At 71.4% G+C, this 21,430-nt stretch carries 21 protein-coding genes; 8 read left to right on the top strand and 13 right to left on the bottom strand.

Annotated elements, in window-relative coordinates:
- Positions 1–33 precede the first annotated feature (33 nt).
- The 4 genes from FHX52_RS20990 to FHX52_RS20975 form a co-directional block, all read right to left on the bottom strand.
- Positions 34–1,905, bottom strand: coding sequence for an NHL domain-containing thioredoxin family protein (locus tag FHX52_RS20990; RefSeq protein ID WP_141824309.1), 1,872 nt, complete (start codon positions 1,903–1,905; stop codon positions 34–36).
- Complete coding sequence (locus tag FHX52_RS20985; protein ID WP_141824308.1) at positions 1,902–2,708, bottom strand: carbon-nitrogen family hydrolase; 807 nt, start codon at positions 2,706–2,708, stop codon at positions 1,902–1,904. The genes FHX52_RS20990 and FHX52_RS20985 overlap by 4 nt, the downstream gene beginning before the upstream one ends.
- 19 nt (positions 2,709–2,727) lie before the next feature.
- Positions 2,728–2,925 (bottom strand): DUF6767 domain-containing protein, encoded by a 198-nt coding sequence (locus FHX52_RS20980; protein ID WP_141824307.1) that lies wholly within the window; start codon positions 2,923–2,925, stop codon positions 2,728–2,730.
- Positions 2,926–3,070: 145 nt separating this feature from the next.
- The gene (locus FHX52_RS20975; RefSeq protein WP_141824306.1) at positions 3,071–5,101 is read right to left on the bottom strand and encodes a bifunctional copper resistance protein CopD/cytochrome c oxidase assembly protein; all 2,031 of its coding nucleotides are present in this window, start codon (positions 5,099–5,101) and stop codon (positions 3,071–3,073) included.
- Between the two features lie 26 nt (positions 5,102–5,127).
- Between FHX52_RS20975 and FHX52_RS20970 the strand changes: the two genes are divergently transcribed.
- Entirely contained in the window at positions 5,128–5,988 is an 861-nt protein-coding gene (locus FHX52_RS20970; RefSeq protein ID WP_246070301.1) for a maleylpyruvate isomerase family mycothiol-dependent enzyme, read from the top strand.
- 274 nt (positions 5,989–6,262) lie between these two features.
- Entirely contained in the window at positions 6,263–7,051 is a 789-nt protein-coding gene (locus FHX52_RS20965) for a sigma-70 family RNA polymerase sigma factor (RefSeq protein WP_141824305.1), read from the top strand.
- A 102-nt stretch (positions 7,052–7,153) separates the two neighbouring features.
- Here the strand turns inward: FHX52_RS20965 and FHX52_RS20960 are convergent, their stop codons facing one another.
- The gene (locus FHX52_RS20960) at positions 7,154–7,894 is read right to left on the bottom strand and encodes a GAF and ANTAR domain-containing protein (RefSeq protein WP_141824304.1); all 741 of its coding nucleotides are present in this window, start codon (positions 7,892–7,894) and stop codon (positions 7,154–7,156) included.
- A 310-nt stretch (positions 7,895–8,204) separates the two neighbouring features.
- Here FHX52_RS20960 and FHX52_RS20955 point away from each other — a divergent pair, with 310 nt between their 5' ends.
- Both FHX52_RS20955 and FHX52_RS20950 read left to right on the top strand, forming a co-directional pair.
- Positions 8,205–8,702, top strand: a complete 498-nt coding sequence (locus FHX52_RS20955) for a MarR family winged helix-turn-helix transcriptional regulator (protein WP_141824303.1) — start codon at positions 8,205–8,207, stop codon at positions 8,700–8,702.
- 1 nt (position 8,703) lies between these two features.
- On the top strand, positions 8,704–10,425 hold the full coding sequence (locus FHX52_RS20950; RefSeq protein ID WP_141824302.1) for an MDR family MFS transporter: 1,722 nt from the start codon (positions 8,704–8,706) through the stop codon (positions 10,423–10,425).
- A 415-nt stretch (positions 10,426–10,840) separates the two neighbouring features.
- Here the strand turns inward: FHX52_RS20950 and FHX52_RS20945 are convergent, their stop codons facing one another.
- The 6 genes from FHX52_RS20945 to FHX52_RS24010 form a co-directional block, all read right to left on the bottom strand.
- Entirely contained in the window at positions 10,841–12,100 is a 1,260-nt protein-coding gene (locus FHX52_RS20945) for an MFS transporter (RefSeq protein WP_246070300.1), read from the bottom strand.
- 44 nt (positions 12,101–12,144) lie between these two features.
- The gene (locus FHX52_RS20940; protein WP_141824301.1) at positions 12,145–12,888 is read right to left on the bottom strand and encodes an enoyl-CoA hydratase-related protein; all 744 of its coding nucleotides are present in this window, start codon (positions 12,886–12,888) and stop codon (positions 12,145–12,147) included.
- A 54-nt stretch (positions 12,889–12,942) separates the two neighbouring features.
- Positions 12,943–14,082 carry an acyl-CoA dehydrogenase family protein gene (locus FHX52_RS20935; protein ID WP_141824300.1) on the bottom strand — a complete coding sequence of 380 codons (1,140 nt, stop codon included), beginning with the start codon at positions 14,080–14,082 and terminating at the stop codon, positions 12,943–12,945.
- Complete coding sequence (locus FHX52_RS20930) at positions 14,082–15,230, bottom strand: acyl-CoA dehydrogenase family protein (protein ID WP_141824299.1); 1,149 nt, start codon at positions 15,228–15,230, stop codon at positions 14,082–14,084. The genes FHX52_RS20935 and FHX52_RS20930 overlap by 1 nt, the downstream gene beginning before the upstream one ends.
- Positions 15,231–15,370: 140 nt before the next feature.
- Entirely contained in the window at positions 15,371–16,174 is an 804-nt protein-coding gene (locus FHX52_RS20925) for a sulfite exporter TauE/SafE family protein (RefSeq protein WP_141824298.1), read from the bottom strand.
- Between the two features lie 45 nt (positions 16,175–16,219).
- Positions 16,220–16,393, bottom strand: coding sequence for a hypothetical protein (locus FHX52_RS24010; protein ID WP_185747411.1), 174 nt, complete (start codon positions 16,391–16,393; stop codon positions 16,220–16,222).
- A gap of 273 nt (positions 16,394–16,666) precedes the next feature.
- Between FHX52_RS24010 and trxA the strand changes: the two genes are divergently transcribed.
- From trxA to FHX52_RS20910, 3 genes are all read left to right on the top strand, one after another.
- Positions 16,667–17,044: a thioredoxin gene (gene trxA, locus FHX52_RS20920; RefSeq protein ID WP_141824297.1), complete on the top strand. Its 378-nt coding sequence runs from the start codon at positions 16,667–16,669 to the stop codon at positions 17,042–17,044.
- A 40-nt stretch (positions 17,045–17,084) separates the two neighbouring features.
- Positions 17,085–17,495: a DUF302 domain-containing protein gene (locus FHX52_RS20915; protein ID WP_141824296.1), complete on the top strand. Its 411-nt coding sequence runs from the start codon at positions 17,085–17,087 to the stop codon at positions 17,493–17,495.
- A 98-nt stretch (positions 17,496–17,593) separates the two neighbouring features.
- Positions 17,594–17,860 carry a metal-sensitive transcriptional regulator gene (locus FHX52_RS20910; protein ID WP_141824295.1) on the top strand — a complete coding sequence of 89 codons (267 nt, stop codon included), beginning with the start codon at positions 17,594–17,596 and terminating at the stop codon, positions 17,858–17,860.
- Between the two features lie 44 nt (positions 17,861–17,904).
- Here the strand turns inward: FHX52_RS20910 and FHX52_RS20905 are convergent, their stop codons facing one another.
- Together FHX52_RS20905 and FHX52_RS20900 are read right to left on the bottom strand one after the other, a co-directional pair.
- Positions 17,905–19,167, bottom strand: a complete 1,263-nt coding sequence (locus tag FHX52_RS20905) for an Nramp family divalent metal transporter (RefSeq protein ID WP_246070299.1) — start codon at positions 19,165–19,167, stop codon at positions 17,905–17,907.
- Positions 19,168–19,354: 187 nt separating this feature from the next.
- A complete protein-coding gene (locus tag FHX52_RS20900) occupies positions 19,355–20,872 on the bottom strand; it encodes a hypothetical protein (RefSeq protein WP_141824294.1) in 1,518 nt (505 codons plus the stop codon).
- Between the two features lie 123 nt (positions 20,873–20,995).
- On the opposite strand from FHX52_RS20900, the gene FHX52_RS20895 reads away from it, so the two are divergent.
- Positions 20,996–21,367, top strand: coding sequence for a TraR/DksA family transcriptional regulator (locus tag FHX52_RS20895; RefSeq protein ID WP_141824293.1), 372 nt, complete (start codon positions 20,996–20,998; stop codon positions 21,365–21,367).
- Positions 21,368–21,430: the final 63 nt, after the last annotated feature.

The following is a 21,430-nucleotide window of genomic DNA, read 5'->3' as shown; positions in this document are numbered from 1 at the left end:
CCACCTGACTTCCAGCCGAGGGCGACGAGGCCCTCAGACTCCCCTGAGATCGAGCACCATTGTGGCATCTGCCGATTCGTCGATGCTGACAGGGATGCCCCAGTCCTGCTGGAAGAGATGGCACGCGGCGTGCTCGGGCACCTCGCCGGTGTCTGGGTCGCCGTCGCAGGCGGCCGCCTGCACCGACACGTGCAGCGTCCCCGCCGGTATGCCGGGTGCCAGGGTCAGCGACCGGCGAAGGCCCCGCGACCTGCCGCCGCCCGCGACGAGCAGCTCGGGCGGGCTTGCCGAGACGTCGAGCATCGTCGGGTCGCCCCACCGGTCGTCGAGCTTCTGGCCGGGTGGGGGCACGAAGGTGACTTCGAGCTCGACGGCGCCCGAGGGCAGCGGCGTCGCGGGTCGCTGGGTGCGCCGGGCCGGACCGTCGACGCGCTGGGCGTCCTCGGGCAGCGCGACGCGGGTGAGCCGGTGGGCTGCGGACTCGACGACGACGAGTCTCGTCTCGGCCGTGTCGGTGTCGGTCTCGACGACGGCGTCGCTCGGCTCCGCCAGGCCCTGGGCGAGCGTCGTGACCTGACCGCTGACGGGGTCGAAGCGGCGGATGGCGCCGTTGTAGGTGTCGCTCACCGCGACCGAACCGTCTGGCAGGACTGTGACCCCCAACGGGTGCTGGAGCAACGCCTGACCGGCATCACCGTCGAGGTGGCCGAAGTCGAAAAGGCCTGTGCCGACGTGGGACTCGACGACCAGCCGGCCATCGTCGTCGCGGCGGACCGATCGCAGGGCGGAGGTCTCCGAGTCGGCCACCCACAGCCGGGTGCCGTCGGCGGAGGTCGCGAGGCCCGAGGGCTGGGCGAACCACGCGTCCAGCACCGGCCCGTCGCGCAGGCCCTCGTTCGTCGTGCCGGCGAGCACCTCGACGGTGCCGGTGGCGATGGTGTCGCCGGGCGTCCAGGCCCAGAGCTGGTGGGTGCCGGCCATGGCGATGACGACGCGGCCCTCGAACCACGCGAGGTCCCACGGTGTCGACAGCGCCTGGTCGAGGGCGGGCCCTCCCCCGGTGCGCTCGCGCAGCTGCTGGCCCGTGCCGGCGAGGACGTGGATCGAGCTGTCAGAGAAGCGAATTCCCTTGAGCTGGTGGTTGACCGAGTCGGCCACGATGAGGTCGACGCCCAGGCGATCGGCCACCTCGGGCGGCGCGAGCAGGACGCCCTGCGGCTCGGCGAGGTCGCCGGGGCCACCCCACCGGGCGCGTTCGGTCTCGAGGTCTGCCTCGAGGTGGACGACCTCGTGGTTGGCAGTGTCGGAGACGATGACCGAGCCGTCGGGCAGCACGGCCGCCTTGCCCGGAAAGCGCAGCGCGGTGTCGGCGGCCGCTGGCGGCACGTAGGGGTCGTCGCCCGGCTGGAGCGTGCCCTTGGCGGCGTGCTCCTCGATGAGCTCGGCGACGAGAGCCGCAAGCCCGGGGCCGTGCCCCTCTCCGGACATCGAGGCGACGACGTAGCCCTCGGGGTCGATGACGACGAGAGTCGGCCAGGCGCGGGCGGTGTAGGCCCGCCACGTCGTGAGCTCAGGGTCGTCGAGCACGGGGTGGTGGACGGCATACCGCTCGACGGCGGCGGCGAGGGCGTCGGGGTCGGCCTCGTGCTCGAACTTCGGGGAGTGCACGCCGACGATCGTGAGCGCGTCGGGGAAGCGCGCCTCGACGGGCCGCAGCTCGTCGAGGACGTGGAGGCAGTTGACGCAGCAGAAGGTCCAGAAGTCGATGATGCAGACGCGACCTCGGAAGTCCTTGATCGAGTACGACTTGCCGCCGGTGTTGAGCCAGCCCCGCCCCGTGAGCTCCGGGGCGCGGACGCGCACTCGGGAGCGGAGGGTGTCGGCGGCGGCGCCCGGCGCGGTCATCCGAGCCGCCGGTCGGCGAGGACGGGGAAGCTCTCGCGCCACGTCGAGATGGCGGCGGTGTCGATGTCGATGCTCAGCACCTGCTCGTCAGCGCCGGCTGCCGCCAGAACCTTCCCGGTGGCGTCGACGACCTGCGAGTGGCCGCCCATCTCGTGACGCGCGTGGGTGCCCGCGGTGTTGCACTGGAGCACGACGCACTGGTCCTCCATGGCGCGGGCGCGGCCGAGCAGCGTCCAGTGCTCGACGCGCGCCATCGGCCAGGCAGCGGGGACGACGAGCACCTCGGCGCCCGCATCGACGAGCCTGCGGTAGAGCTCGGGAAAGCGCAGGTCGTAGCAGGTGGAGAGGCCGACCCTCACGGGGTCGCCGCCCGCCACGGGCACGTCGATGACGACGAGGTCGGCGCCCGCGTCGATGAGCAGCGGCTCCCCCTCGCCGAAGCCGAAGCGGTGGATCTTGCGGTAGGTCGCGACAAGCTCACCGGCCGGTGAGAAGACGAGGCTGGTGTTCCAGAGCCCCTTGTCGCCCGGCTCGAGGGGCTCGCCGCGCTCGATGACCGAGCCCGCGTGCAGGGTGACGCCGGCATCGCGCGCTGCGTCTGCCATGGCGCTGGCGACCGGGCCGTGGACGGGCTCGGCGCGCTCGTCCCACCGGCGGTAGTCGAAGCCGCCCGGGGCCCAGAGCTCGGGCAGCACGACGAGGTCGTGGCCGGACTGGGCGCGCACGAGGTCTGCCGCGCGGCGGGTGCGGTCGGCGACGGACTCGTCGTCGCCGTAGGCGAGCTGGATCAGGGCCACCTTCATGGCACCACTGTCACACGAGTCAGGGCGCCCCGCGCACGGCCTTCCGCGACATGAGGACCTCGCGGCGCTTCTCGGCGAGCTGCTCACGCATCTCGTCGTCGCTCTCGACGAGGTAGACGAGCCCGCAGTCCTGCGGGCCCGTGGCTCCGGGGAAGCACAGCGTGCAGGGCTCGCCCAGCCGGATCGGACACTGCGGCGTCGGCAGCCTGCGCGTCATGGTGTCACCTCCACCCGACATACTACCGCGCGTAGTAGTGACTGCCGACCGGCGAGGAGTGGCCACTCGACGGAGTGGGGCGACCAGGAGTGGCCATTCGACGGGGTGGAGGCGACCAGGAGTGGCCACTCGACGGGGTCGAGGTTCAGGCCTTGGTGCGTTCGTCGCGGTCGGCGAGTGCGGCGAGGCGGGCGTTGTAGGCCGCCAGCTCGGCATCTCCGTCACGGTCGGCCTTGCGGTCGGCTCGCACCGACTCGGCGCTGTCGGTGCGGAACCACTGCACCGCGACGATGAGCGCCAGCACGAGCGACGGGAACTCGCCGATCGCCCACGCGACGCCGCCCCCGAAGCGCTGGTCGGCGAGGCGGTCGGTGACCCACGGGATGGCGATGGTCTCGAAGAAGTCGCCGCCGAGCAGCGCCGTGCCCGTGATCATCGCGACCCCGAAGAAGGCGTGGAAGGCGATGGTCGCGAAGAGCACGATGAGCCGCAGCGCGGGGCTCCACCGCTTGGGCCCTGGGTCGACACCGATGAGCACCCAGGCGAAGAGGTAGCCCGTGATGACGAAGTGCGCGGTCATGAGCAGGTGCCCGGTGTGGGTCGACAGAGCGAGCTCGAAGAGGCCGGTCCAGTAGAAGACGACGAGGCTCATGAAGAACAGGGCCGCTGCGAAGACGGGGTTGCCGAAGACCGCCATGACGCGGGAGTGCACGGCTCCGAGGACCAGCTCCCGTGGGCCGAGCGTGCCGTCGCGCCGCGGCCGGAGCGTGCGCAGGGCCAGCGTCACCGGCGCCCCCAGAACGAGGAAGATCGGCACGATCATGGCCTCGATCATGTGCAGGGTCATGTGCCACGAGAAGGCAACCCGGCCGTAGATGCCGAGCACGCCGTTGGTCGCGTAGATGAAGAGCAGCCACCCGAGCACCCAGGTGACGGTGCGCAGCACGGGCCACGCGTCACCCCGACGGCGCAGCCGGACGACCCCTGCGAGGTAGAGCCCGATGGCGAGCAGGCCGACCGCGAGGAAGAGCCACTCGACCCGCCAGGCCGTCAGCCACGACATCGCCGTCGGCTCGGGTGGGGCGGGGAAGCCGGTGAGCGCGAGCGCCGGCGTCGGGTCGCTCTCGGTCTCGGGCACCGGTGGGGCCGTTCGGGCGAGCGCCGTCGCGATGCCGACGGCCACCCCCATCACGACGGTCTCGCCGGCGGCGAGGCGGGCGAAGGCGCGACGGCCGCCCGCGTCGACGCGGTCGAGCATCGCACGGCGGTGCCACCAGCCTGCGGCACCGAGGGCGACGAAGGCGAGCACCTTGGCGACGACGAGCAGGCCGTAGTCGGTGGTGAGGTCTTGCCAGCCCGACAGGCGCGTCGAGGCCGACATGACGCCGGAGACGCCGACGATGACGAAGCACCAGAGGGCCAGGGTCGAGTAGCGGCGGGCGACGACCCCGAGCGAGTCGCCGAGCGAGCGGCGCAGTACGACGAGGCCGAGCAGACCTCCGAGCCAGAGCGACACCCCGACGAGGTGCGCTCCGAGCGCGTTGACGGCGGTCTCGTGGTCGGAGGACCCACCCGCGTGCCCTGCCGGGGCCAGCACGAGCACCCCGAAGAGCGCGATGACGGTGAGGGCCACCGTGGCGGCCCGGCTCGTCGCGAGCGCCGCCCAGCTGGCGACGACGAAGGCGGCGACGGCGGAGAGGAGCCCGACGCGCAGCGTCTCGATCGACCAGACCGACCCCGCGAGCTGGGCTCCGAACGTGGGGTCACTGAGCGGCATACCGGCGGCATCGGCGAAGGTCAGGACGACTCCCACGGCGGCCGCGAGGGCCCAGGTGAACGCGGATGCGGTCGCGACCTTGAGAGCGAGCGCCCGCCGGGGCTCACCCGGCTGCGCGCTCGCTGCCCGGGTGACGCCCGGGATCATCGTCGCTGCGAGGAGCAGCACGCCAAGGGTCAGGGCGGCGGCGACGTCGCTGACGACCCGCACGAGCGGCAGGGCGGCGCGCACGACCGGACCGGCGTCGGTGATGCCCGCCGGCGGGGCAGCGACCGCGCCCGAGAACCGGGCCGCCACGAGGCTGGCCAGCAGGCCGGCACCGACCACGGCGACGGCAACCCCGATCGCGAGCGAGGTCCGACGCTCCGCGGACGGAAGGGCTCGCGGCACGGACGACATGGCTCAAGGGTAAGTAGTGTTGCCGCATGCCCATGCATCCGGCCGCCCCTGAGGACCGCAACGGTCTCATCGACGCCCTTGACCAGACGGTCCAGTCCGTCATCGACCTGGGCTTCGGCTGCCGGGACGAGGACTTCGACCGCCCCACCCACTGCCCGGGCTGGACGGTGAAGGACCAGATCTCGCACGTCGTGGGTGTCGAGAAGTCCTTCGCCGGTATCCGCGCCGAGAAGGTCGACGTGCCGGACTACCCGCACCTGCGCCACGACGCCGGCCGCGACATCGAGCGCGAGGTGGAGGCCCGCCGGTCACGCACCGGACGCGAGGTCGTGGCGGAGCTCGCCGACTTCCACCCCGAGCGCATCGAGTCGCTGCGGGAGTCGCCTGCCGACCTCGACACCGTGGTCGGTGGACCGCTCGGCCCGGACACGACCCTCGGGCACCTGCTGCGTATACGTGTCATCGACACGTGGTGCCACGAGCAGGACATCCGCAACGCCCTCGACCGACCGGGCAACCTCGACACACCGGCTGCCGCGGTCTTCACCGAGGCCGTCCTGCGGGCCCTCCCCCGCATCGTCTCCCGGGTCGCCGGGATCGGCGCGGGGCACGCCGTCGTCATCGACGTGACCGGCCCCGTCGTCGCCCGCGAGGGTGCGCGCGTCATCACCGGCGAGGACGAGCGCCCTTACGGTGAAGCACTTTTCAGCGGTCACCACCGACCCGACGGCGAGGAGCAGCTCGACGTCACGTCGATCAAGCTGACGACCGACGCCCTCACGCGACGGGCCGCCGGGCGACGCTCGACCGACGAGATCCATTACACCGTCACCGGTGACGAGGAGATCGCGCGCCGCGTCCTCGACGCGCTCGTCGTCACGCACTGACGCCGGCCGCGGGGCCACCGAGCACTCCGGCGGGCCGCGGCGGGGATTACCGTCCTCCGATCGAAAGAGCACTCCGTCGATCAAGCGAGCAACGCTCGCATTGGGAAAGCGGCACGTGAGTTGCGAGGGCGCGCCTGGCCCGGGCAACCGGTCCTTATACACCGTTTCGTGTCCCAATGGGAACCCCTGCTGCCTTGCTATTGACCGCTCAGCGGCATAGCGTCGAGGTGTCGGTCAAGCCAGCGCCGTATCGGGGGATCTACCCGGAGGACCCATGACCGACACTCTGTCGGGTCCGCGCAAGGATGCGCAGACTCGTAATCTCATCTCACTGATCCGCACCGCGCAGACCAAGTCAGAACGCACCGCGGCACTGGAGAAGGTGACCCTGCTCCACATGCCGTTGGCGCGCTCCCTCGCCCACCGCTACTCGGGCAAGGGCTTGGACCGCGAAGACCTCGAGCAGGTCGCCTTCCTCGCGCTGCTCAAGGCGATCCAACGCTTCGACCTCGAGAAGCCGACCGAGTTCGGCGCCTACGCGACGCCGACGATCACCGGCGAGCTGCGCCGACACTTCCGCGACCACGGCTGGCTCGTCCGCCCGCCGCGGGAGCTGCAGGAGCGGCGACAGCTCGTGACCGATGCCCGATCGCGCCTCGAGCAGGAGCTCGGGCACGACCCGGCCGCCGACGAGATCGCGCACGAGCTCGAGCTCACGACCGAGTCAGTGCGCGAGGCGCAGGTGGCTGCGAGCAACCTGCGGCCGGCCTCGCTCGACGCCACGACGGCCGACGGCACCCGCCCGGTGCTCGACCTCTTCGACGGCAACGGGCGCGGCAGCTCGGACCCCGCACTCGACGAGGGCATCGTGGTGCGCTCGGCCCTCGAGCGGCTGCCCGCTCGCGACCAGCGCATCGTCGAGCTGCGCTTCACCAACGACCTGACTCAGGCCGAGATCGCCCAGTCGATGGGTCTCTCGGCGATGCAGGTCAGCCGTCTGCTGCGCCGCACCCTCGACACGCTGCGCACGACGCTGGACGCCGAGGGCATCCGCTCGGCCTGATGGCCGACCAACGACGACCCTTGAGGCCCCACCCGGGGCCTCAAGGGTCGTCGCGGGGTGGTAGCGGGGGTGGTCCAGAGGAGGACCGTGAGGTTGGCAGCGTCAGGACGTGCGCGCCGCGCCGAACTGGCTCTCCTGGCCCTCGACCACCTGCGCGGCCACGTGCGTGAGCTTCATGTTGAGCTCCTGCGACGTGCGGCGCAGCAGGTCGAAGGCCTCCTGGCCGTTGATGTGGTGCGCCGACATGAGCAGGCCGACCGCCTTGCCGATCTCGCGGTTGCTCTGCAGCCCCTGACGCAGGGTCGCCGCCTCCTCGCGCGCCCGGATCGCCATGAGGGCGACCGAGGCGAACGACGCGATGACGGCGCCGACATCGGCCGACTTCGTCGTCAGCCCGTTGGGGGTGTCGGAGAAGAGGTTGAGCGCACCCACCTTGTCGCCGTCGAGCAGCAGCCGGTAGCCGATCGCGGAGCGCACCGGCGTCTCGGCCACGATGCGCTCGGTGAAGCGCGGCCACGGGGTGCGGGCATCGGTGAGGTCGGGGTCGTGTTGGTACGCCTCGTCGAGGATGGCGTCGACACAGGGCCCCTGCCCGACCTCGAGCTCGATCTGGTCGATCCGGCGCGCGATGTCGTCGGTGCTCGCCGCAGTGGCGAAGCGGTCGCGGGTGCGCACGAGGAGCGAGGCGCGGTCACAGCCGTCGACGAGGCGCTTCGCTGCGTCGACGACGGCCTGGTGGATCGATCCGGAGTCAGCCCCGGCGTAGATGAGCGCCGACACCTGCTGGAACACGTCGTGGATCGTCGCATCGATGGGCTGCGCTGACGGGTTCTCGCTCGACATGGGGCTCCTCTGTGGTCCTGCATCATGCACCTGCACCAGGGTGATGACTGCCGCACCTGACGGCGCCATCATCCCACTCCCCCCGGAGTACGCCCTCAGACAAGCACAAACCGGACGCCGATGCGACCGACTCCCACGATGCGCCCGCGGGGTGCGTCCACAGGGGCGTGCGCGGCGGCCTCCACGGAGTGCGTCCACGGGGTGCGCCCACGATGGCCTGGGGGCGTCCCTCGGGAGCCTGCCTTGACGAACCCCAATCCCCGGCAGATACTTGCATGCTGCAAGCAAACAATCTGAGGGAGGGCATGTCATGGGTGTCAGCGAGCAGGAGGCGAACGACGTCTTCCTGTCCCTGCTCCGGGTGCAGAAGCTGCTCCTCGCAGCCCGCCACACGGCCCCGCGGGTGCACGACGGCGTCGACGTGACGGCATACCCCGTACTCTTCGTCATCGCGGGCACGGGCCCGGTGCGTGTCTCCGACATCGCGACGAGCCTCCACAGCGACGTGTCGACCGTGAGCCGGCAGGTCAGTGCCCTCGCCAGCCATGGCCTCGTGGCCAAGGAGGCCGACCCCTCCGACGGGCGGGCGCAGGTCGCCTCGCTCACCGACGAGGGCCGCTCCATCCTCTCCCTCATCCAGTCGACGCGCGCCCAGTGGTTCCAAGGACTGCTCGCCGACTGGGACGGCAACGCCGCCGCCACCTTCACCGGGCAGCTGCGCTCCCTCGGGGACGCGCTCGACGCGCACCTGCGGGCGCGCGGTGAGGCCCTTCCCATCCTCCCCTTCCACTCCACCCAGGAGAAGTGACATGGACGAACCGAAAGACGGGCAGCTGCGGCTCTCGACTCCGAGCCCGCTCTCCCACAAGGAGATCCTGACGATCCTCGTCGGCCTCATGATGGGGATGTTCCTCGCCGCCCTCGACCAGACGATCGTCGCGAGCGCGATGCGAGTCATCGCCGACGACCTCAACGACCTCGCCGGGCAGGCGTGGGTCACGACGGCATACCTCATCACGGCCACCATCACGACCCCGCTCTACGGCAAGCTCGGCGACATCTACGGGCGCAAGAAGCTCTTCCTCTTCGCGATCACGATCTTCACCATCGGCTCGATGCTGTGCACCTTCGCGTGGTCGATCCCGTCGCTCGCGGCCTTCCGTGCGGTGCAGGGCATCGGTGCCGGCGGCCTCTTCTCGCTCGCCCTCGCCATCATCGGCGACATCGTGCCGCCGCGTGAGCGCGCGAAGTACCAGGGCTACTTCCTCGCCGTCTTCGGCACCTCGAGCGTCATCGGTCCCGTCGTCGGCGGCATCCTCTCCAACCAGGAGACCATCCTCGGCATCACCGGATGGCGCTGGGTTTTCCTCGTCAACGTGCCGATCGCCATCGCCGCGCTCGTCGTCGTGTCACGCACCCTGCACCTCAAGCACACACGACTCAACCACCGCGTCGACTACTGGGGCGCGCTCACCCTGACGGTCACCCTCGTGCCTCTGCTCATCGTCGCCGAGCAGGGACGTCAGTGGGGTTGGAGCTCGGCGACGGCCATTGCCTGCTACGCCATCGGTGTCCTCGGCTTCGTGGCCTTCATCCTCATCGAGCGCGCCATGGCAGAGGAGGCGCTCATCCCGCTGCGCCTCTTCCGCAACCGGACCATCGCCTCGGCCTCGATCAGCTCGGTCTTCATCGGCATGGGCATGTTCGGCGGTCTTGCCGCGCTCCCGCTCTACCTGCAGATCGTCAAGGGCTCGAGCCCGATGCAGGCCGGCCTCCAGCTGCTGCCGATGACCCTCGGCATCATGTTCGGCTCGATCTTCTCGGGTCAGATGATCTCGCGCACGGGTCGCTACCGCATCTTCCCGATCATCGGCTCGGCCCTGCTCGTCGCGTCGCTCTTCGCCTTCCACTACGTCGGGGCAGACACCCCGCTGTGGAAGACGATGATCGCGATGTTCTTCTTCGGCATCGGGCTCGGCTTCAACTTCCAGCCGCTGACCCTCGCCGTGCAGAACGCCGTCGACCGCCGCGACATGGGCGTCGCCACCTCGTCCGCCACCTTCACCCGTCAGATCGGTGGCACGCTCGGCACCGCAGTCTTCCTGTCGATCCTCTTCTCGCAGGCGGGAACGAAGATCAGCGAGGCCTTCGCGGCGATCGCCCCGACGCCCGCCTTCCAGGCGGCGCTGCGCAACCCGACGGGAGGCGACCCGGCCACGAACAAGGCCTTCGCGGAGCAGCTCCAGGCGGCTCAGCAGTCGGGCGGCACCGGTGGCGGCATCGGTGGGGCAGCCCTGTCGGACAGCTCGTTCATCAACCAGCTCGACCCGACGCTGGCCAAGCCGTTCCTCGTGGGCTTCTCCGACGCGATGTCGGTCGTCTTCCTCGTGGCTGCCGGTGTGCTCGTGCTGGCGTTCATCGCCTCGCTCTTCCTCCCGCAGGTCGACCTCGGCCCCAAGCCGGGCGCACCCGCACAGGGATCCGACGAGGTCCCCGACGACGCGGTGACCCCCTTGGCTGCCGGTCACTGACCCCGCCCCACCCCGTCGAGAGGCCAATCCTGGTCGCCTCGACGAGTCGAGAGGCCACTTCCTGCCGTGCGCGGGAGGTGGCCTCTCGGCGTTGGGCGGGTCCCAGCACGACCTCGCTGCCGTATGCCGTCCGCCCCCACCCGCCAGCCCGCGCCCCCCTCGCCCCACCCGTCGAGAGGCCAAAACAAGCCGCCTCCCCTGCGTCGAGAGGCCAAAACAAGCCGCCTCCCCTGAGTCGAGAGGCCAAAGCTGGCCGCCTCCCCTGAGTCGAGAGGCCAAAGCTGGCCGGACCCGGAGAGTTGGCCACTCGACGGGGTGGGGGCGACCAAGGGTGGCCACTCGACGCGGTGGAGGCGACCAAGTGTGGCCACTCGACGCGGTGGAGGCGACCAAGAGTGGCCACTCGACGGGGGAGTCAGCGGAGGTTGTGCAGCTCGCGGCGCGTGAGGAACGCCCGCGTGCCGAGCGCCATGACGAAGGCGAAGCCTCCGGCCACGACCGCCACCCAGTAGCCGTGCTGGGCCCCGACCCGGTCGATGACGACGCCGGATACGGCCGAGCCCGCCGCGATGCCGATGATGAGGCCGGTGAGCACGATCGTCATGCCCTCGTTGAGCTGCGACTTCGGCACGATGCGCTCGATGAGGTTCATCGTCGTGATGAGCGTCGGTGCGGTCGCCATGCCGGCGACGAGCATGAGCCCGGCGAGCACCCAGAGGTTCGGCGCGAAGAGCACCGGCACCTCGAGCACCGCCATGCCGAACGTGCCGAGCATGAGCAGCTTGACGAGGTTGCGACCGTGCGAGATGTGGCCGAAGAGGAGGCCGGAGGCAGCCGACCCGACGGCATACAGCGCGAGGATCGCACCGGCTGCACCCGGCGCACCCCACTCCTGCGAGACCGCGAGCGTGACGACCTCGTTGACGCCGAAGATCGCCCCGGTCATGACCATGATGAAGGCGAGCGGCACCAGACCCGGCACCCGGTAGGCGTGCTCGGTGGGGCGCTCGTGGTGCGGCACGACCGGAGGCTCGGTCGAGCGGGCGGAGATGAAGACGAGGACGCCCACGGCATACGCGACGGTGGCGAAGAGGAAGCCTGCCTCAGGGAAGAACGCGGTCGAGAGCCAGATCGCGAGGACCGGTCCGATGATGAAGGTGACCTCCTCCATCACCTGCTCGAAGGACATCGCGGAGTGCAGGTTGCGCGGGTCGTGGGCGAAGATGTGCGACCAGCGAGCGCGCGCCATCGTGCCGAGGTTGGGGATGGCTCCGCAGAGCGGGAAGGTGATGAAGAGCAGCCAGCTCGGCCACCCCCGCAGCGAGGTCAGCACCGTCATGACGGCCCAGAAGCCCGAGAAGAGGAAGAACGGGATCGCCACCCGCCGCTGCCCGTAGCGGTCGACGAGGCGCCCGAGGAAGGGCGCGCAGATGGCGAGCGACACCATGCCGGCCGCGACGACGGCTCCGGCGAGCTCGTAGGAGCCGGTGCGGGCCGCCACCATCGCGACGACGGACACGCCGAACATCGAGCCGGCCGAGCGGGCTGTGAAGCCTCCGACGATGAACCTGCGGGCACCCGGGACCTCGAAGAGAGGTCGGTAGGTGGCCAGCACGATCTCTCCACTTCTGCCGAGGACGGGGTCGGTGGTCGGCCGCCCATCGGGGTCGGCCAACCTCCCCATACTTGCACCAGAGCCCGGCGAGGCCGAATCGGCGCCTAACCTTCGCGGCGGCGCAGCGACCACATCTGCGGCGACCGCTCGAGCTCGACGGCGACGTCCCACGGCATGCCGCCGGGCGCGGTCTCGCGGCGGAAGCTGCCCACCGTGCGCCGCGCGAGGGCGGGGTCGGCGGCCACCCGGGTCGCGAGCGCCAGCGCGCGTTCCAGCACCTCTCCGTCGTCGTATGCCGCCCAGGCCAGTCCCAGCGCGACGGCGCGGTCGCCGTCGACCTCCTCGCCGAAGAGGCCGAGGGCCGCTGCCGCCTCGCGTCCCGCGACCCGGTTGAGCAGGGTGAAGTGGCCACCGCCCGGGTGGATGCCGATCTGCGCGAAGCCAGGCAGAAGGCGGGCGGTTCGCGACACGATGCGCAGGTCGGTCGCGAGGGCGAGGTTGAGGCCCGCGCCGACGGCGGCGCCGCGCACGGCTGCGATCGTCGGCACGCCGATCTCGCCGATCGTCGTGAAGGCGCGGTAGACGGTTTCGAGGTTGCGGTAGGCGGCGTCCTCGACGGGGTCGCGGCCGGTGTCGGCGAGCACGCTGCGCACGGCGCCGGCGCAGAAGTGCGACCCGCCGGTGACGACGAGCGCCCCGACCGCGGGGTCTCCCTCGGCGGCCCGCGCGGCATCGATGAGCTCCTGCGACATCTCGACCGAGAGGGCGTTGCGCCGCTCCGGGGCATCGAGCGTGACGATGGCGACGCCGTCCGACACCTCGTAGCGGATCTCACTCGTTGCAGCCATGAAGCGAACCTCCTTGGGAATCAATCAAACTCAGATGGGCGACGGCCGCCGGGCTCATCTCCCGACGGCGTGACCGGACGGGCGGCCGGCCTTGGCGCGTCCGGTCGTCATGAGCGACCAGAGCCGGTCGTGCCCGGCCGACACGGCGAGGCTCGTCAGGGTCTCGTCCCACTCGTGGAGCGAGCCGTACTCGCTGCGCCGGGCGAGGATCGGCTTGGTCAGCGTGTGCAGCTCGTGCTCGAGGGTCGTGCCGATCGCCCCGAGCACCTGGTGGGCGCCGCGCACGACGACCGAGGACCCATGTCCCACACAGGATTTCGCCACGCCCACGGCGAAGAGCATGCCGGGGTCGGTCCAGTTCGTCGCCGACGCCCGGGCCACGGCGGCGTCGGTCGCCGCACGGCCGAGCGCGGTCTCGGCCGCGATGTCGCTGATGAGGTGCTGCACCGCCTGGAAGCGACCGATGGGCCGGCCGAACTGTGTGCGCTCGGCGACGTGGCGAAGGACGATCTCGACGATGCGCTCCATCGCGCCGACGTTCTGGGCACTGCGCGCGAGCGCACCGCGCAGGTGGAACTGCTCGCCGACCCCGCGCGAGACGACGACTCCCGCCTCGAGCTCGTCGACGTCGAACTCGACTGTGTCACTTGGCTCCCCGGCAATGTTGCGCCGCTCGGTGAGCGCGACGTGGTCGAGCGGCACGTCGGCGACGCGCCACTCGTCACGGTCCTCCCAGAGCGCGACGACATGCGTCGCCTCCCGGGCCCACGTGACGTTGAGGGCGACCCCGGAAGGGTCCGGACGGCATACCGTGCGCAGGCCGCCGTCGTCGGGAAGGCCAGCGGCCTCGAGCAGCCAGCCACCGAGCACGTCGTGCTCGACGAGCGGCACCGGCGCGGCGGCGCCCGCGGCGATGCCGAGCAGGGCGGCCGCATCGGCCCACGTGCCCCCGCTGCCGCCGCGCTCCGGCGAGCCGGTCAGCCGGCTGAGGCCGAGCTCCTCGAGGTGGGCCCAGAGGTCGCGGTCGAGGTCGACGAGGTGGGTCGGCGCCGGACGCCCGCTGCGGTATGCCGCGAAGAGCTCGCTCAGCACGCCCACGAGATCAGGGTCGGCGCCGTGGAGCTCGACGAGGGGTCGGGCGGGCTGGGCAGACGACGCGGACGACGCGGACGACGCGGGCGAGGTGGGCGGCATCAGCGCATCCCCAGCCCACGCGCGATGACGCCGCGCAGGATCTCGTTGGTGCCGCCGCGGAGGGTGAAGCCCGGTCGCTGGAGGATCGCGGCGTGCAGGAGGGCGAAGAGCTCCTCGTCCTCCACCCACCCGGTGGCGGTGAGCCCGTCGACGTAGTCGGCGATGTCGCCCTCGGTCGTCGTCCCGAGCACCTTGACGACGGCGGCAGCGGTCTCGGCCGGCTCGTGCGCCTCGAGCGCGTGCGAGACGGCGAACGACATCTGGTGCAGCCCGGCGACCCGCGCGACGAGGCGCCCGAGGCCCTCGTCGAGCGGCAGCCGGCCGTCCTCCATCGCCTGGGCTGCCGAGGCGAGCAGCTGGAAGGTCGAGAGCACCCGCTCGGGCCCGCTGCGCTCGAAGGCGAGCTCGGACGTGACCTGGGTCCAGCCCGCGCCGAGCCGGCCCAGCACGCGGTAGTCGGGCACGAAGACGCCGTCGAGGTGCACCTCGTTGAAGTGGTGGTCGCCGTCCATCGAGACGATCGGCCGGATGTGCACGTCGGGCCCGCGCAGGTCGACGATGAACTGGCTGAGGCCGTCGTGGCGGCGCACGGGGTCGAGCGTCTCGGTGCGGGCGAGCGCGAAGAACGCGTCGGCCTCGTGGGCACCACTCGTCCACACCTTCGTGCCGGTGAGCCGCCAGCCGCCGTCGACGCGCTCGGCGCGGGTGCGCACGCTCGCGAGATCGGAGCCGGAGTCGGGCTCGCTCATGCCGATGCCGAAGACGAGCTCTCCGCGGCTGATCGCGGGCAGGAAGGCCTGCTTCTGCTCCTCGGTGCCGTAGGTCAGCAGCGACGGGCCGATCTGGCGCTCGGCGATCCAGTGGGCCGCGACGGGCGCACCGGCGACGAGCAGCTCCTCGGTGACGACGAAGCGCTCGAGGTAGGTGCGGCCACGGCCGCCGTACTCCTCCGGGATGACCATGCCGAGCCAGCCGCGGCGGCCGAGCTCACGGGTGAAGTCGCGGTCCCACCGCGTCAGCCACGTGTCGACGTGGGGCACGAAGACCCCGTCGCGCACCTGCTGGGCGAGGAACGCGCGCACCTCGAGCCGCAGGTCGGTGAGCGCAGGGAGCTCCCTCGGGACAGGCGGGAGCAGACCGGCAGCCATGCCTTCCTTCCTCGGACGCGTGGGTGTGTCGGCCACTCTCCCACACCGCCGTCGAGGTCGACCGGCGGCCTAGCGGCCCTCTCCCCAGCAGCCGACTCCCCGAGGGCGTATGCCGCCGGGCGGGGCGCCGCATGCGCCGCTCAGCCGATGAGGCCGAAGCTGCGGGCGGCCGTGTAGAGCGCGACGAGGATGAGCAGGAAGGCGAAGGCGATGGTGAGACGCCGCGGGTCGACGGCACCGGCCACCCGACCCCCGACGAGACTGCCCGCGATGGCGGCGAGCGTGAAGACGCCGATGAGCCGCCAGTCGAGGTCGGTGCTGCCGTGACTGAGGCGCGCGACGAGCGCCGTCGCGCTGTTGACGGCGATGACGAGCAAGGAGGTGCCCACGGCCGTCGGCATGGGGAAGCCCAGGGCGAGGACGAGCGCGGGCACGAGGACGAACCCGCCGCCCACGCCGAAGAACCCGGTGATGAGCCCGACCGCCGTCGCGGTCACGACGACCTTGGCCACTCGGGGGCAGGCGCACGAGAAGGGGCGGAGCGTGATCATCGGCTCGAGCGTGGCGTCGAAGGGCGGCCCCCCGCTCGGTCGGTGCGCCAGCGCCCGGCGGAGCATGAGCGTCGCGACGACGAGCATGAGGCCGGCGAAGGCGATGAGCAGGGTCGTGGCCGGTAGCGACTGCGAGAGCGCGGCGCCGGCGAACGAGCCGGCGGTGCCGAGGGCGCCGAACATCAGACCGGCACCGAAGCGGACGCGGTGGGCACGAGCGTGCGGGATGACGGCGATGAGCGCCGTCAGGCCGACGATGATGAGCGAGCTCGTCGTCGCGGCCGCCGGGTCGAGCCCGAGGACGTAGACGAGCGCCGGGACGGTGAGGATGGAGCCGCCGCCACCGAGGGCGCCCAGGGCGAGCCCGATGAGCACGCCGATGGGGATGGCCATCAGAAGCACTGCTCCTCCTCACCTCCCGTCTGCAGGCTCAGCGACTCAGCGACCGAAGAGGCGTCCGAGGAATCCGCCGCCGCTCGTGGAGGAAGCGGCGCCGACGTGCCCGGGGCAGCGCTGGCTGTTGGGAACGGAGCGCATGACCTGGTCGACGTGCTGGCCACAGCCGGCCCAGGTCGTCTTGCCGCAGGTCTTGCAGGTGGCGGGTCGGCACATGAAGGTGTCTCCTTGGGGTTGTCTGCCGCCGGGGCGCCCGGCGAGCGGATGAATGTGGGTGCCGCCAGCATACCCATAGGGGTATCGCGATGGGACCACGATAACCCACGTCAGCCTCGACGTCGACACGAGGTCGACACGGCGGTGGCGCCCGTCGCCCAACATGCGGAGGTATGCCGTCCGGCGGGGAATGCGCCCGAGAGCACCCCTGTTGCATACCCCAGAGGGTATGCTTCCGGAAGAGCCGGAACCCTGCGTCCGAAGGAGACCACCTTGTCCACTCGCAACCTGACGTCTGCCGACTTCGCGTCGACCATCGCCACCGAGGGGATCGTCCTCGTCGACTTCTGGGCCGCCTGGTGCGGGCCGTGCCGCATGTTCGCCCCCATCTACGAGGCCGCGTCCGCGACGCACCCCGACATCGTCTTCGGCAAGATCGACACCGAGGCCGAGCAGTCGCTGGCCGCTGCGGCGCGCATCACCTCGATCCCGACCCTCATGGCCTTCCGCGACGGCATCCTCGTCTTCAGCCAGCCCGGCGCCCTGCCTGCGGCGGCCCTCGAGCAGGTCATCGAGGCGGTCCGCGGTCTCGACATGGACGACGTGCGTCGCCAGGTCGAGGCCCAGCAGCCCGACGACGTCACGGCGTGACCACCCGACCCTTCACGACCGACACTCCGAGGAGCACCTCATGAAGTACGCGCTGAGCACCACCGTCGCAGCCGGGTTCGACGAGACCCTCGCCGCCACCCGGGCCCAGCTGGCCGAGGTCGGCTTCGGCGTCCTCACCGAGATCGACCTGGCGGCGACGCTCAAGGCCAAGCTCGACGTCGACATCCCGGCCCAGGTCGTGCTCGGCGCGTGCCGGCCGCCGCTGGCTCATGCCGCGCTCGAGGCGGAGCCCTCCATCGGCCTGCTCCTGCCGTGCAACGTCGTCGTCCGCGCGGCGGACGAGGGGCACACCGTCGTCGAGGCGATGGACCCCGGCGCGATGGTGCGGATCACCGCCAACGACGCCCTCACCGAGGTCGCCGCAGACGCACGCAGCCGCTTGAGCCGGGCCCTTGAGTCCCTGGCACCGGCCGTGCTCGCACAGTCGTAGCGTTACCCCCAGCACCTCACCCCGACACCCCATCTCAGCGCCTACCCCAGCACCCCACCCCAGCACCCCACCTCAGCACCCCACCTCAAGGAGCCGACATGGTCACCCTCAACCCCGATGACATGACCCCCGTGATCAACCGGCTCAAGCGCGCCCAGGGCCAGATCGGCGGTGTCATCCGCCTCCTCGAGGAGGGCCGCGACTGCCGCGACGTCGTCAACCAGCTCGCGGCCGTGAACCGCGCCCTCGACAAGGCCGGCTTCGCCATCGTGTCGACCGGGCTGCGCGAGTGCCTCAGCAACCCCGACGGCATCCAGCCGGAGGACCAGGCGACGATGGAGAAGCTCTTCCTCACCCTCGCCTGACAGCACGTCGCGCGATCGAGAGAGCAGGCCCGGTCCGAACCGGTTCAGCCCCCGGAGACGACGAGGTAGGCGCAGAGCCCGACGATGACGGCCGTGATGAACGCGGCCGTCATCGTCGTCAGCGGGTGGTTGGCAAGCGCCCCCATGAGCGACCGGTCGCGGGTGAAGAGCAGCAGCGGGATGAGCGTGCCCGGCAGCGCGAAGGACAGCACGACCTGGCTCCACACGAGGGCGCTCGTCGGGTCGACCCCGAAGCCGAGGATGACGAGGGCGGGCACGACGGCGAGCAGCCGTCGCAGGAGCGGCGGGATGGGGCGGCGGCCGAAGCCCGCCATGACGACGTCGCCCGTCTGCACGCCGACGAGCGTCGAGGCCAGGCCTGACGCGAGCAGCGCGACGGCCAGCATCGTCGCGGCGATCTGGCCCGCGTTCGTGGCGAGGGCGGCATACGCCGACTCGATGCTCGTGCCCGCCTCACTCCCGAGGCCCGCCGAGAAGACGACGAGGCTGACGTTCGCTGCGCCGGCCACGGTCATGGCGATGACGACGCTGCGCACGGTGCGACGCCCCGCACGCAGGCGCTCAGCCTGCGTCACGGGCGCCGACCCGTCGTCGCGCCCGCGGGACGCGGCCGAGTGGAAGTGCAGGGCGTGGGGCATGACCGTCGCCCCGACGATGCCCACGGCGAGCAGGGCCGCCGAGGAGTCGAGCGGCCCCGGCACGACCGAGCGCAGCAGCGCGACCCGGTCGACGTCGGCGATGAGGACCTGCCACAGCAGCGACGCGATGATGACGACGAGCAGCACGAGCACGACGGAGTCGAACTGGCTGCGCCCACGCACCTTGAGGCCGAGCACGACGAGGCTGAAGCCCGTCACGCACACGGCTCCCACCATGAGCGGCATGTCGAAGAGCAGCTTGAGCGCGATGGCGCCGCCGACGATCTCGGCGAGGTCGGTCATGACGACGACGAGCTCGGCCTGTGCCCAGAGGAGCACGCGTCCGACGCCCGGGTAGCGCTCCGAGCTGTGCTCGGCGAGGCTCTTCCCCGTCGCCATGCCGAGCTTGGCGGCGAGGTACTGGATGACCATCGCCGAACAGCTCGCGAAGACGACGACCCACACGAGCGTGTAGCCGTGCTCCGCGCCGGAGGTGATGTTGACGCCGAAGTTGCCCGGGTCGACGTAGGCGATCGCTGCGAGCAGCGCCGGCACGAGGGTGCGCGGAGCGGTGATCGTGCCGCCCAGCCCGCGCTCCGGCGACCGGTCGTCGACCCGCTGTGGCTCCTGCGCCACTCGCTCACCCATCCGCACAGCATCGAGCCTCGGGGGTGCCAGCGCCAACTCCCGGGTCACATTGAGACGCGCCTCACCGACGCCCAGGCGCTCCGGGTCGTCGCTCCCCGGGATCAACTGGGTGATCAACTGGGATGCGGTGACGCCCTGACAGCACCAGTGCCCAGTTGATCCCCCAGCTGATCGACCGGTTGCAGAGTCAGCGGGCGGCGGCTACGCCGAGGAGGGCGGCCAGCCCGAGGGCGCTGCGCGGGTCGTAGGCCGCGGTCCAGAGCCCACCGTGCACCGCGGCATACGCCTCGTCCTGCCACGGATGCGGCTGGGCAGGAGCGCCGGTGCGCAGGTCATGCACGAGCAGCGCCGCCATGAGTGTGTTGGCGGTGCCCGGCTCGAAGACCTCGATGCCGAAGCGGTGGGCGCCGGCGTAGGCCGCCGCGAGCGCGCGGTTCTTGACGACGGAGCGGGTGCGCGTCGGCGGAGCGACCTTGAGCGACACGAGCCCGCCGTCGGCGCGGTATGCCGTCGCCCGCCACCGCTGGAGACGCTTGGCGAGCAGGTAGTTGGGTCCCTGCTGCAGCACGACGCTGTCGTTGATGCCCGGCGCGTCGGGGCCGTCGACGGGGACGTAGTTGCGGCGCAGCAGGCGACCGCCGGAGAGCGTGCGCAGCGGGACGCGGAGGACCTTGCTCGTGCGCCGCTCGGCGTAGTTGGCGACGGAGCGGGCGACGGCCGACCCGGGAACGGCGAAGACGTCGGTGGGGGTGGCGAGGAAGGCGAGCGCCACCTCGTCGCGTCCCCGGCGCCCGATGACCCGGGCACTGAGCGCGTCGACGGCGGCCGAGACCCGCACGTTGGTGGCGCCGTCGGCATAGACGTAGTTGCCGATGACGAGCGGCCCTTCGAGCCGCTCGACCCAGTCGGTGACTGCGCGGAGGTCGTGGACGAGGTCCCCGCCGAGCCGCTCGGCCAGCGGTGCGTCGCCCCTTCGAACCGGGACGGTGATCGAGCCTGCGCTCTTGCGAGTCTCCGCAATCAGCTTGTCCCACAGGTCCTTTCGCGGGAGATCGACCGCAGCGACGTCAGCGCCCCAGCGCAGCAGCGTGCGCAGAGGACCCATCTCGGCAGCCGCGCCGAGCACGACGACCGTGCGGTCCGACAGGTCGAGCCAGTCAGGGTTGTCGATGACGACGCCGACGGCCTCAGCCAGCGTGGGCTCCACCGTGCCCGCGGCGACCCACGTGTCGACCTGGCGACGGAGCGCGTCTCCCGAGAGGCGCTCACCGGCATAGGGCACCGAGAGGGTGCGGTCGGGGGTGCCCGAACCGCGGATCGTCTCGTGCCCCAGGGCGGACGCGGGGGCGGCAACGGCGGTCGAGCTGACGGCGGCATCGTCCACGTCCGCCGATGCCGCGTCGAAGGCCTCGGCGAGCGGACGGTCCTCGCCGCCGGTCGACCAGCGCATGCGGTCGTGCAGTGCGGCGATGCCGTCTCGAGCGATGGTGACGGCCGCGTCGTCGGAGGTCAGCCCGGCCTCGACGAGCCTGCGGAAGTGCGGGAGGTAGCCCTGTCGCCAGTTCGTCTCGCGGGTGGCGGACGCCGCGCCCACGGGGTCGACGGCGCGGAGCGCTTCGGCGACGACGGACCGCCCCACGACTGCCGTGCTGCGCCGCCCGGAGGAGGCGTCGACGGGGAAGACCACACCGCTGGAGTCGCTCATGGGCACATCCTGCCGGAGGGCCCTGCCGGGCGGGAGTGACGTCGCCCAGGTGGCGCGTGGCCGGCTCGTGGTGTGCGCCACTGCCGCCGTCCGGAAGGTGTCGATCAGCGGAGAATGGGGACCATGAGCGAGATGACGACAGCCCAGGGTGAGAGCCTCGCCCATGACCACGCAACGGAGGTCGAGCGCCTCGCCGCGCTGAGGCGCGAGTTCGCCGAGGTGGTCGACGCCACGGAGATGACGAACGCCGACGACGAGCACGACCCGGAGGGGTCGACGATCGCCTACGAGCGCACGCAGATCGCGGCCTTCATCACCCAGGCCGAGCACCATCTCGAAGAGATCGAGGCCGCGCAGCAGCGGCTGGCCGACGGCACCTACGGGCTGTGCGAGGTGTGCGGCGGCCGGATCCCCGACGCCCGGCTCGAGGCCCGCCCGACCGCGACGACCTGCGTCGAGCACACTCCGTCGGCGAGGACCGCGCCCCTGCTCTGACCGAGGGTGGGCGCCGCGATGGCGCGACTCGGGATCGGCTCGGGATCGGCTCGGGATCGGCTC

The organism is Humibacillus xanthopallidus (assembly GCF_006717145.1).
Classification (GTDB): domain Bacteria; phylum Actinomycetota; class Actinomycetes; order Actinomycetales; family Dermatophilaceae; genus Humibacillus; species Humibacillus xanthopallidus.
This window is presented reverse-complemented; position numbering and strand designations above follow the sequence as displayed.

Coding starts and splice junctions, on each gene's coding strand:
- FHX52_RS20985 (WP_141824308.1), bottom strand. CDS start 2,708: ATGAAGGTGGCCCTGATCCAGCTCGCCTACGGCGACGACGAGTCCGTC.
- FHX52_RS24010 (WP_185747411.1), bottom strand. CDS start 16,393: ATGTGCCGACCCGCCACCTGCAAGACCTGCGGCAAGACGACCTGGGCC.
- FHX52_RS20950 (WP_141824302.1), top strand. CDS start 8,704: ATGGACGAACCGAAAGACGGGCAGCTGCGGCTCTCGACTCCGAGCCCG.
- FHX52_RS20905 (WP_246070299.1), bottom strand. CDS start 19,167: ATGGGTGAGCGAGTGGCGCAGGAGCCACAGCGGGTCGACGACCGGTCG.
- FHX52_RS20970 (WP_246070301.1), top strand. CDS start 5,128: ATGCCCATGCATCCGGCCGCCCCTGAGGACCGCAACGGTCTCATCGAC.
- FHX52_RS20935 (WP_141824300.1), bottom strand. CDS start 14,082: ATGCCGCCCACCTCGCCCGCGTCGTCCGCGTCGTCCGCGTCGTCTGCC.
- FHX52_RS20900 (WP_141824294.1), bottom strand. CDS start 20,872: ATGAGCGACTCCAGCGGTGTGGTCTTCCCCGTCGACGCCTCCTCCGGG.
- FHX52_RS20955 (WP_141824303.1), top strand. CDS start 8,205: ATGGGTGTCAGCGAGCAGGAGGCGAACGACGTCTTCCTGTCCCTGCTC.
- FHX52_RS20895 (WP_141824293.1), top strand. CDS start 20,996: ATGAGCGAGATGACGACAGCCCAGGGTGAGAGCCTCGCCCATGACCAC.
- FHX52_RS20960 (WP_141824304.1), bottom strand. CDS start 7,894: ATGTCGAGCGAGAACCCGTCAGCGCAGCCCATCGATGCGACGATCCAC.
- FHX52_RS20980 (WP_141824307.1), bottom strand. CDS start 2,925: ATGACGCGCAGGCTGCCGACGCCGCAGTGTCCGATCCGGCTGGGCGAG.
- FHX52_RS20930 (WP_141824299.1), bottom strand. CDS start 15,230: ATGGCTGCCGGTCTGCTCCCGCCTGTCCCGAGGGAGCTCCCTGCGCTC.
- FHX52_RS20915 (WP_141824296.1), top strand. CDS start 17,085: ATGAAGTACGCGCTGAGCACCACCGTCGCAGCCGGGTTCGACGAGACC.
- FHX52_RS20975 (WP_141824306.1), bottom strand. CDS start 5,101: ATGTCGTCCGTGCCGCGAGCCCTTCCGTCCGCGGAGCGTCGGACCTCG.
- FHX52_RS20910 (WP_141824295.1), top strand. CDS start 17,594: ATGGTCACCCTCAACCCCGATGACATGACCCCCGTGATCAACCGGCTC.
- FHX52_RS20940 (WP_141824301.1), bottom strand. CDS start 12,888: ATGGCTGCAACGAGTGAGATCCGCTACGAGGTGTCGGACGGCGTCGCC.
- FHX52_RS20965 (WP_141824305.1), top strand. CDS start 6,263: ATGACCGACACTCTGTCGGGTCCGCGCAAGGATGCGCAGACTCGTAAT.
- FHX52_RS20990 (WP_141824309.1), bottom strand. CDS start 1,905: ATGACCGCGCCGGGCGCCGCCGCCGACACCCTCCGCTCCCGAGTGCGC.
- FHX52_RS20925 (WP_141824298.1), bottom strand. CDS start 16,174: ATGGCCATCCCCATCGGCGTGCTCATCGGGCTCGCCCTGGGCGCCCTC.